Source organism: Candidatus Halobonum tyrrellensis G22, assembly GCF_000495475.1.
Classification (GTDB): Archaea; Halobacteriota; Halobacteria; order Halobacteriales; family Haloferacaceae; genus Halobonum; species Halobonum tyrrellense.
The window spans coordinates 1-10,500 of the sequence record NZ_ASGZ01000072.1 but is presented as its reverse complement, the minus strand read 5'-3'; the positions used below and the strand labels follow the sequence as shown (position 1 = coordinate 10,500).

The window sequence follows — 10,500 nt, the reverse complement described above, 5'->3', positions numbered from 1 at the left end:
GTACGTCTGAAACGCGCGTCCGCGTAAACGGCTCGAAGGTCCGGCCGGTGCTTCAACCCCACGAGGGTACGTCTGAAACCTGGACATGCACGAGGATGTTCTTCATGTCGGGACGCTTCAACCCCACGAGGGTACGTCTGAAACCGCATCAAGAAGCACAAGGAGGTACTCGCCCAACTCGCTTCAACCCCACGAGGGTACGTCTGAAACTCGCGTTTACGTCGCCGAGATGAGACCCGAAGGCGCTTCAACCCCACGAGGGTACGTCTGAAACGATGGAGGCGAACCGACACAACGCCGTCGGTGGCGGCTTCAACCCCACGAGGGTACGTCTGAAACCATGGTGATTTTGCCCACCATACCACCTCTACCAGAGGAATACACTTCATCATTTTCGTCGACCTGCAATCCCCCCCAAACCCCGGGGGGGTCGACATCAGTTAGAGGAACCGACTGTCCTCGGTCGGATCGTCCCCATATACGGCCCGATTCAACAAGCTGTCCGAGGAAAGCTCATAGACCATAACCGACTCCCCCTCCTGAAGTAGGTCTTCGATTTCCCCTTTCAATGTCGTCAGGTCGCCTTCCGAAATCTCGCCTTCGAGTACCGAGTTCTGGACGTGAACGAGATATCGACGACAGAGTTTCAGCATCAGCTGAGTCCGATCGGCCTCCATGTCGTAGACGACGATGGCGTACATCTACCACCACCGCTTGAACGAGTCGTAGGACTCGCCGGTCAACAGGTGCTTCTTTAGTTTGTACGCCTCCAAGCGAAGCAGATACTGATAGCTCACCTTCCGGTTCAGCGTCGGGTGCTCGACTGTTCGCTCAAGTGTCTGCTCAAACTCCTTCAGAAACGTCGTTCGCCCCTCTTCGTTGAGTAGACAGGAGCCAACCTCGTCTCGGAAATCGTCTCGGCTGATCTGCTTCCGGTTGACCAGTCTGAACAGTAGCCGATCCGTCAACACAGGCTTGAACAGGTCGGCAATATCCAGCGAGAGCGAGTACCGGCGCTCACCCGGTTCGTGAAGATAGCTGATGGTCGGGTCGAGCGCGGTAGCACGGATTGCTGAGACACAGTTTGCGTACACCATACTGTTCCCGAACGAGATGAGCGCATTCACCGGGTTCGGTGGTGGATTGTACTCTCGACCATCGAACGCAAACGAGTCAGGAAGAACCGCCTCGAACGTCCGGTAGTACGCCCGGCGGGCTGTCGCTTCCACGCCCATGAGCTCTGAGATATCGGCAGCGTCGCCGATACGTGCAGTTGCGTCGTCCAAATTCTCGATTACGTCCCCGAGCTCGTACTCCCGACTGTCGTAGTACGTGACGTTCGTCCGCATGTTGTGGATACTCCCACGGACGAACGAAGCGGCGAGAGACTGCCGTTGCTCCGGATCGTCGTACGCCCTGACCTGCTCAACGACGGTTCGACCGCTCGTCTGGCCGCGTTCGGGCATCAGCGATCCCGCGTAGCGATCGTTCCATCCAAAAACGTGTACGGCGACGCCGTGGTCGTTGAGAAACGACATCAGCCGCGTGTTGTAGTCGATCTGTCCGTGCAGGTAGATCGCTTCGGCGTGTTCGACGGGGATGTGTTTCTTCTCGCCGTCCGCTGTCTCCAGCCGGATCGTGTCCTCGCTCCGTTCGATGCGCCCGTCCGAAAAGATGTGGTAGTTCTTGTCCATGATCAGACCCAACAGAAGTCGTGGTAGGCACACGACTCGCAGTACGGTTTCTCAGTAGCTTCCGGCGGGCTGTCCGCGGTCACGACCGCGTGAATCCCCCGGATCGCCGACTCGACTTTGTCGCGCCGATCGTCGTCGAGGGAGACGTCCTCACGTCGACGCTCAGTCGGGTGTGCCAACACGCCCTCACGTTCGACGCCGAGTACCCGGTCGAGGTACCAGAGGTAGTACGAGAGCTGCATCCGCGCTGGCTCAGTCAGCGTCGAGGAGGGTTTCACCTCGACCACCCGACCGTCTTCCAGTAGGTCGAGAGCGATCATCCCGAGTCGAAGGTTCTCCTGAGAACGGTCGCCGTAGGAGGACTCGTCGACGTGGGTCCCTCGGGCAACGCTCGCGTTCTCCCGGTCGATCTCGACGTTCCGGCTCTCGAACCAGAGTTCGCGTTCACAGACGTAGTAGTACTGCATCATCACGCCGGTAACGCGGAACGGGTCGTCGACGGCGTCGCCCTGGGCTGTCGCCACCAGTCGAGAGACAGGGTCGCTCACAGCAACCGAGCCTCCACACTCGTGTCGGGGATGACGACGCCGTCGGTAGCGTCGAAGTAGCCGTCATGCCGTCCCGGGCGCCCGTCGAGCACCAGCCGGTCGGTGTCGGGGAACAACGGCTCGCACGCAGCGAGTTTCTCCATCGTGTCGTCGTCGCCGGGATAGACGGGAATGGAGACCTGCCAGTCCGCGGTCGACTCGACGAGGTCGTCGAGCTCTTCCCACCGGTACTCCCGGAACGCTTGTCGAATCTGTTCGACTGTCTCACGCTCTTCGGCCGTTCTCGTCACGATCACGTCGACGGCAGGGCGTTCGTCGATGAGCGAGAGTCGCCCGAGCTGTTCGGCCTCCGCCCGCTCGAGGAACTCGACGTACTCGTCGGCGCCGACGCCGCGACCCTCGAGCAGGTCGAAGTAGTGCTTGACGGCGCTTCGAGTGACATCCGGCTCAGGCATCGGTTCCCCGTCGTAGATCGTTGCTAGTGCTTGCCCAGTCAGTTTGGTAAGACTCTCTCCCCGGCCGTAGACCGCGCTTGCAGGCGTCGTCTCGCGGTTCGGTGGTGGCGCGAGCTGCCAGACTGTCACGCGCCCACGGTTGCGGTCGTACGACCGGTTACACCGACCCGCGGCCTGTACGAGGCTGTCCATCGGCGCGAAATCACGGATCACCTCGTCGAAGCTTACGTCGACGCCCGCCTCGACCAACTGAGTGGCGACGAACAACACTGCTTCACCTGATTCGGCGAGATCGGACGCCACGTCGATGAGGTGGCGTCGGTCACACGGCCGGTGGCGTGTCGTGAGGTGGACCAACAGCGGTTGCCCCGGTCGCTGTCGACGGACTGCCTCGGCACGCGTTTGCTCGGGCGATATCGATTCGGTCGATTCGTCCGCGTCGTCGAGCAGTTCGTCGTACACCTCGTTGACGTCCAGCGATACCGTTCTGTCGTCCAGGGACTCGACGAGCTCGCGCGCGCTGTCGATCGTGTTGCAGATCGCCAACACCGAATCGCCGTCGTCGGCTCGGGCCGCAACGAGCTCGCCAGCTCGGTCGTAGGGGAGCGCTGCCGACTCCGCGTCGTCGTTCGTCTCGCCCCCTGTCTCGTTCTGCCCGGGAAGCATCGCGACCGCGGACGGGTGAAGCACGAAGTCGAGCCGGTCCAGCTCGTCGTAGTACGGATCGGGGTCCGAGACGAGCGAGAACGGCTCTCGGTCGCCCGCAGAGAGGAGTTCGGGCTGGGTGGCCGTCATCGCGATCACCGACGCCCCGTACTCCTCGGTCAACAGTTCGACCAGTCGGTCCACGAGCGGCCACCACTCGAGCGGCAGCGCCTGCGGCTCGTCGAGGACCACCACGCTCCCGTACAGCGAGGGGAGCTTCATCGAGCGGGCGTTCGTCGGCCCGGCGAGGCTCTCGAACAGTTGGACGAACGTCGTCACGACCATCCCCGACCGCCAGCTCTCGCCGAGGAGAGCGGCGACGTTCTCGACGGCGTCGTCGGCGACTGATTCGGGCTCGTCCGGCGGCGAGACGAGGGTATCCGCAAGGTGGTGGTCAACGGTGAGCCGTTCGCCTCTCTCGCCGGTCCCGAACAGTTCGTGGCTCTGTTCGGCCACCTGATCGATAATGGACGTATACGGCAGCGCATAGACGAGACGGCCCACATTCGGGCTCGACTCCATGTCGCTCTCCTCGAGCACGGTTAAGGCGGCGTCCAGTCCGGTGAGTGTCTTCCCCATGCCCGTCGGGAGCGTCAGCGTCGCGACGTTCCGGTCGTCGTCGACGAACTCTTTGGCGCGAGCGTGAACCTCCTGTCGAGCTTTCTCACGCCGCTCGTTCATCTGTTCCGTGCGCGGATCCAGCTCCATCTCGGCGTTCTCCGTCTGGAGTTTGTCGATGTAGGCATCGATCTCCCGCTGTTTGGGCGGTGTCGACCGATAGGCGTCTCGGCCGATTTCGATCCCGGTCGACAGCTGCGTCGCGCTCGCCTTGTCGGCGAAGACGAGCGCGCTCCAGACCTGGAGCGTCGACTCGTAGAAACCGGGGGGCAGTTTCTCCGGCTCTGGAGACAGGGTTAACCCTCCACAGGCGTGTTCGGCGATCGTTCGGTACTTCTCAGCCTGCTCTCCCTCGGAAACACATTCGAGAAACGACCCCCAGGATCCTGAGTTGTTGGTCGCTTGATCAAGAACCGTCTCAGCGAGCTCCGGAACTTCTTCGTTGATCTTTTTCGCCTGTCGATATGCGTCGCTTCGGAAGAGTCGCTTGAGAGGGGATTGAGCGCTATCTGCGGCCGCCTGTGAGACATATGGAGCAACGTCTGGAAGTTGGCCATGGTGTTTAGCAACTGAGAGGAACCCGATGAGCGGGTCCGCACCGCCGAACCCGCGTGCCTCCAGCGCGTAATGAGCAAGCAACGCCGAGATCGGTGCATGGTGCTTCGGCCCGTCCGGCTGCGCGTCGTCCGAAAGGAGGTGCTCACGGAACCAGGAAGTCAGCTTCCCGAAGTCGTGGACTTGCGCCACAACTCCCGTTAACTCGGCGAGTGAGTTCCCTGCTGGCGTCTCGGCGTCGTCAGGGACGAGCCATCCGGCCCGCTCTCGAACGTCGTCGAGGTGTCTCTTGAGCGGGATCCTCTCTTTATCCGGTCCGATGTGTGATGGCCGGTCGGTAAAGTCGGCCATGGCTACGTTCCCTCACAACTCACGAGAACATCACCCGTCGGCCGTCGACCTCATCGGTCTCGACATCCTGTACACGAAGCGGCTCCGCTCCAGTGGCGTACGCGACCGACTGGAACGCCGTCGTCGTCCGGCCACCCTCGTCGGCAGCCATAAATGCCGGTGAACGTTCGACTTTGACCTCCGTCTCAGGGGAGAGCTCAACGCTGTCGACTGCTTCGAGCACCGCCGAATCGACGTCGGTGGTCTCGCACTCCTGTGGCGTTACCTCAAACTCGCCGAGATACGTGACCTCTGCGAGATGCTCTGAGAGTCCGAGACTCGGCGGGTAGTAGGACGTCCCGTCGCGGAGTCGGTCCTGTAGCCGATCTCGGAGATCGTCGTTTGCGAGCTGGAGATCGATCCGGTAGGCCGGTTCAACGAGCACCTCGTAGTTGTGTTGCTGACGGAGTTCCGACGGGTCCGGCATCGAGATCCGTGCATGCCCGCGGCTGGGCATCGTCGTCATATGTTCTTTGGCGGTCGACAGCGTGTTCATCGGCATATTGATCGTTCGGAGCTCAGTTATTGGCTCCACCGCGACTGCCGATACGTCAGGACCGAACGCCTCGTAGTAGCTGTCTCGGTCCAACCCAAGCATCGCGGCGACGAGGCCGGCGACGGTCGTCCGGGGAATAATCCGATAGGTCTGTTTGACGAGGTTCCCTTCGACTCGGCGGAAGTGGCCCCACTCTCCCCGGAGCTCGAACGAGAAACACGTCTCCGAGGGCCCGTCGACTTCGTCGGTCCAGCTCTCGAGTGACTCTTGGGCCATCACTCGGGCATCGTCGCAGCAGCTTCATCGTAGACGTCGACGACCTCGACCGCGTCGCCGACAGCCTCGCGGAGCACGTCGTAGAAGCCGTGTTCGCCGGCCTCATCGCCCGCCGTGTAGACCTCGTCCTCGACGGTCACGTCAAGCACGTCGCTGGCGACGATACGAACGCGGGCGATACGGTCGGCGTGACGACCCAGGCGGGAGACGAGATCGGTCCCATCGAGCGTGAACTCCCGGACATTCCGGAGTTCGTCGACAGGTGACGAACGTTCTTCATCGATATCGAGGTCCCGGGTGAGACCACCGAGGTGGAAGCTCTCGTCTTCGTACTCGACACGGAGATAGAGCCGTGGCTCTTGGCCGACCTTGCTCCGGCTGATGGTCTGATTCTTGATCGCGCGCCACAGGAGAGTGTCAAGACGCTCGACATCGGCTTCGGAGAGCTTCGTGTCGGCGGCACCATTCTCATCGACCAGTCCGTGAAACGCGATGAAGCCGTACTGAATGCGGTGGTCGTCGAGGTCGAATCCACCCTGCTCTTTCCCCTCACCGGTCGCGATAACGCTCGTGAGGCTGTTGTACTCCTCGTTCTCAGTCACGGGGTGGAGCGTCTTCGCGGGCGAGAACTGGACGGGACCGGTAAAGTGGTCCGGAAGATAGTCTTCGAACCCCTCGTAGCTCCCCTTCATATCGACACTCATCGTCGCGCCGAAATATCGCACGTCGGCGCTGGCGTCGAGGAACGTACCGAACACTTCTTCGCGGAGTTCCGCAGTCTCATCGTCGTCCAGATCACCGAGGTCCCATTCGTCCGGATCTAGCTCCCGCATCCGGTCGGCGAGCAGGTCTTCGCGCGAAGACTGCTTCCCAGCTTCGTTTTTTACGTTCCGCACGTAGACGCCGTGGCCGTCGTCGTCGAGCTGGTCGCGAAGGTAACGCTTCAGCCGGACGTCCGTCACGATTGCTTGTTGGGTCTCGGGGTCGATTCGCGGTCGGTTCGCCCCGCTTAGGGGGTTCCCGTTCGGGTTAGCGTCGACGGCGTCGTAGCAGAAGACGATCTCGGATCGATTCGTCACGGAGTCGTAGCTGTCGTCGGCGTATGTGTTGTCGGTCATGCTTCTTCCTCCGCAGTTTCGGGCTGGTCGTCGACCTCTTCGTCGTCGCTGCTCGCCCAGTTGTTCATTCCGTAGGCGACTCCGAGTGAGTAGTAGAATCGGAGGTCCGTCGTGTCGAGTTCCCAGTCACCGTCGATATCGATCTGGGGCAACGTCGTTACCAATCGGTCAACGACCTCTCGGTACATCGTTCCTGCCATGTTGTTCTCCCGAGAGTAGACGATGTTCTTGTCCAGTACATCACTCGCAAGGCGCTTCAGCTTAGATTCTGTGACGGCCTTGATCGGGTACTGGTCGATTAGTGTCGTTGAACGACCTTCGCTCACCTGCTGGTAGCCGGTCACTTGACCAACCAGTGCGCCTAGGAGGAAACTGCCACGCCGTTCAGGCTGGTCCTCTGCGAGCGCTGGCGTCTGTTCAAGGAACTGTTCGAGCTTCGTCTCCCGAGCCGCGGCGACATTCCCGCCGTCAGCCCGGGCTGGTGTGTCCTGTTGCATATCGTCTGCTGGATGATCGTCCGTCAACTGTAGCGGCTCTGCGACCGGTTCGTACGCGTCGCGCCCGGTGAGAAGCCCCGCTTCGGCGAGCGCACAGAGCTGTGCGTACTGTGCAGCGACGCGGAAGCTCGGGAAGCCCTCACCCTCGTCTTCGAGCAGTCGCTCGACGTATTCTGTGAGCACCGTCTCAACGTCAAGGGACTCACCCGAGAGCACGGCCACGAGCGCCCGGATCCGATAGTCGTCGGCGCTGGCGTCATCATCGTCGGCCAGCGCGAACGTCTGTTCGAAGTACCATCCGGTTGCGAGAGTACTCAAGAGAGCGTGTTCGCTAGGCACGAAGATGTCCCAATTCTCTGGCGCTGGGAATGCTGGCCTGAGCTCGGGAGTATCCCGTTCAGCATCGTCATAAACGTCGAACAGCGGCGACTCCAGAATGTCGATGTGGCTGCTGATCAACTCCACGGGAGACAGCAGCGACCCATCGAGCGTATCGCCGAACACGTCGAATCGCTTCGTCTGGTGCTTCATCACGGCCGCGACGTAGAAGCGGAACCGCTCTCCGTACTCCTGTAATGCCGGATCATTCTGGAACTCCCGATAGACACGCTCGATTGGGGTCATTTCCTCATCCCGTACGACGGCATAGAGCATCCGATAGAGCTCTCGGGCCTCTGTCGGCTGCAAGCGCCCGAAGAAGTACGGGAGGTAGTAGACGTTTGCCCCCATCGTGTAGTAGTCGCAGGCGTCGACGAACGTACTTGCGTTCATCAGCGTCACTGCGACATCCTCCGAGACGGGGTGCGTCCGCCACGCCTCGTCCGGATCGAAGCCGGGGAACTTCTCGAGCTGCTTGCCGAGGAAGTAGTTCAGTGGATCTTCAGCTGTCCCGACGGTCGGGCCTCGATTGCCGGTCACGAGATCGGTCGCTTCACCCACGGAGTTCGTGGCCTCTCCCTTCGAGACGAGCTTCGATCGCTTGCGGGCCCGCATCGCCTCGTTGAATACGGGGCTTGCCTCACCTGGGAGGAGATACTCGCCGTCGGGCTCCAGTTTGACTGCGACGGTCGTAAGCGCCGTCGTCTTCCCGTCGAGCTGTTCATCGACGGCTGCCTCGATGCGTTCTCTAAGGCCCTCACTCTCGCCGAGCTCGGCGAGTGCGTCGACGATCCATCCGTCTTCGTGATCGGCGGTAGCTTCTTGGATTACGTCGTCGTCAGCCCATGAAGTGAGTCGTTGGTGGAGGTACTCCGCGACCTTTTCGGGCTCCTTGTTCTTGCCAGTCCGATGGGTGATGCTGTGGTCGAATCCACGTGCGGAGTCGTACCACGAGTGGGCAACTGCTTCGACTTTCTTTTCGCCGTAGCTCTCAACGCCGACTGGCTGATCGGGGTCAAGGCGAGACTCGTCCCCACTCAGATCGACGCGGAGATAGAGTAGACTCTCGGGTTCGTCGAACAGGTCAGTGGATTTCTCTGGCGTCAGGTAGGCTGCGTACTCACCGCCGCCGGCGGTCGCAAGCGTGTACAGACGGCCGTATACGTACTGGAGATCACGTAGCGAGGTGATCGGTCGATCCGGGAGCTCACTCGCCAGCTCCTTGTCGTCGTATTTTTTCTCGAACGTCGACGGCTCCGGGAGCAGGCTCATCCGTGGACCTCCGTCGCGGGTTCGCCGTACGGGCCGCGTTTCTCGACCAGGTTACAGAAGCCCAGTCCCAGCGCGTTTCGTTCCCCAAGCCCGCAGTCCAGTGCGAGATTGAGGTGGCGTCGATGGTTGTCATCTCTAACCGTATAGTCGAACTGCCACTTCGAGAGCACGAAGGTCAGCTCCTGGTCTGCGGTTACCTGGAGCGGTACCGCGAACGTCTTCAGTAGCTCGTAGCCTTCGAAGAGATCGCCCTCCGTGTCGCTCGGACCCGGAAGGTATTCCGGACCGAACAGATCGTGTTTCTGGTCGAGGTTCGCTTCGAGCTGCTCCCGCAGTGGCTCGATCGTGTGTTCTGGTCGCCAATACACCGCTTCTTCCCCAGGGTTTTCGATCCCGTATTCGTCACAGCGCCACGGCGGGATTCGTACGAGGAGTCCGGTCCCCGTCTCGATAGTCCCGCTACTCCCCGGTTCACCGACATCCGGTGACAGCGAGGAGAGCTCATCAACATGGAACGGCATCTGGCCGATATTGAGTTCCCGATTGGCAGTCAGGTCTTCCGCGACATCGGCGAGTAGTTGTTCTTGAGGGGCCGAAATCAGAAGTGTTCGCCCGTCCCCTTCCTCCATATCCCCCGGAGGGAATGGGTTGCTGTAACTGAACCCTGGTGGACGGTTCTGATCGTGATGCTGTTCGTACTCCGAGCCCTGGAGTGCCTGCCAGATCCGGCCCCGAAGCTTGTGGTGATACGCGTTATCGTATGCGGTATCAGCGCGTGCATGTAGCCGTGCTAGTAATCTCACAATGTTATGTCGATTGAGGTATCTATTCTCGTGGTATTATTCTTTTTCCCTAATCAAAAGGAAATGCCAGCACCCATCTCACCGAAGTTCATCTGAAACTTGTGACGATGTTAGCCCCATACTGGTAACTTCAACCGCTGTTGCGTTCATCTGATACAGATTGGGTGGCTTGTCTAGCCGCAACCATCATGAGTGCTGGGCGTATACCCACCTATTGCAGTATTTCCGTGCAGTGCTTGCATGCCTAGGGCCCGGAGTAGATACCAGGAATATCTACTCCCCTGAGGCAAGCATCATCTTCTAGGCTTCATCACAACCCTATTTCCTCGCTACTGACTTAGTTATTTCTACCAGTATGGAGTACACCTTGCGGCATGGCGCGAGATTCCTCTCTACTACTCTGGTCAGCTCCGCATGCTCCTGCTTCAACCCCACAAGGGTTCGTCTGAAACCCTGCCGCTTCCCGCTCTGGTCGCTTTTCCGGTCGCTTCAACCCCACAAGGGTTCGTCTGTAACCCACCCCGGCTGTGTGTGTGGATTCCATCATATGCTTCAACCCCACAAGGGTTCGTCTGTAACGCTGGCGAGTCCTACGAGGTCCCCGTCCCAGCGGAAGCTTCAACCCCACAAGGGTTCGTCTGTAACGTCGCGAGCATGACGGCGGCGAACACCAGCGGTGCGCTTCAACCCCCACA

At 60.5% G+C, this 10,500-nt stretch carries 8 protein-coding genes and 1 CRISPR repeat array; all 8 genes read right to left on the bottom strand.

Annotated features, from left to right (window positions below; all coding sequences use genetic code 11):
• Window positions 1-48: 48 nt before the first annotated feature.
• Window positions 49-339: direct repeats of the CRISPR family, unit length 31 nt; unit sequence CGCTTCAACCCCACGAGGGTACGTCTGAAAC.
• A gap of 101 nt (window positions 340-440) precedes the next feature.
• The 8 genes from cas2 to cas6 are packed head-to-tail and all read right to left on the bottom strand — an operon-like array spanning window position 441 to window position 9,805.
• Window positions 441-701 carry a CRISPR-associated endonuclease Cas2 gene (gene cas2, locus K933_RS17245; protein ID WP_023396046.1) on the bottom strand — a complete coding sequence of 87 codons (261 nt, stop codon included), beginning with the start codon at window positions 699-701 and terminating at the stop codon, window positions 441-443.
• Window positions 702-1,694 (bottom strand): type I-B CRISPR-associated endonuclease Cas1b, encoded by a 993-nt coding sequence (gene cas1b, locus K933_RS17240; protein ID WP_023396045.1) that lies wholly within the window; start codon window positions 1,692-1,694, stop codon window positions 702-704. It abuts the gene before it with no gap.
• Window positions 1,695-1,696: 2 nt separating this feature from the next.
• Complete coding sequence (cas4, locus tag K933_RS17235; RefSeq protein ID WP_049948027.1) at window positions 1,697-2,242, bottom strand: CRISPR-associated protein Cas4; 546 nt, start codon at window positions 2,240-2,242, stop codon at window positions 1,697-1,699.
• Window positions 2,239-4,926, bottom strand: coding sequence for a CRISPR-associated endonuclease Cas3'' (locus tag K933_RS17230; protein WP_049948026.1), 2,688 nt, complete (start codon window positions 4,924-4,926; stop codon window positions 2,239-2,241). Before K933_RS17230 ends, cas4 begins: the two co-directional genes overlap by 4 nt.
• Before the next feature lie 19 nt (window positions 4,927-4,945).
• The gene (gene cas5b / locus K933_RS17225; protein WP_049948025.1) at window positions 4,946-5,737 is read right to left on the bottom strand and encodes a type I-B CRISPR-associated protein Cas5b; all 792 of its coding nucleotides are present in this window, start codon (window positions 5,735-5,737) and stop codon (window positions 4,946-4,948) included.
• Window positions 5,737-6,855, bottom strand: a complete 1,119-nt coding sequence (gene cas7b / locus K933_RS17220) for a type I-B CRISPR-associated protein Cas7/Csh2 (RefSeq protein ID WP_023396041.1) — start codon at window positions 6,853-6,855, stop codon at window positions 5,737-5,739. The genes cas5b and cas7b overlap by 1 nt, the downstream gene beginning before the upstream one ends.
• The gene (cas8b, locus tag K933_RS17215; protein ID WP_023396040.1) at window positions 6,852-9,002 is read right to left on the bottom strand and encodes a type I-B CRISPR-associated protein Cas8b/Csh1; all 2,151 of its coding nucleotides are present in this window, start codon (window positions 9,000-9,002) and stop codon (window positions 6,852-6,854) included. The genes cas7b and cas8b overlap by 4 nt, the downstream gene beginning before the upstream one ends.
• Complete coding sequence (gene cas6, locus K933_RS17210) at window positions 8,999-9,805, bottom strand: CRISPR-associated endoribonuclease Cas6 (protein ID WP_080509331.1); 807 nt, start codon at window positions 9,803-9,805, stop codon at window positions 8,999-9,001. The genes cas8b and cas6 overlap by 4 nt, the downstream gene beginning before the upstream one ends.
• Window positions 9,806-10,500 lie beyond the last annotated feature (695 nt).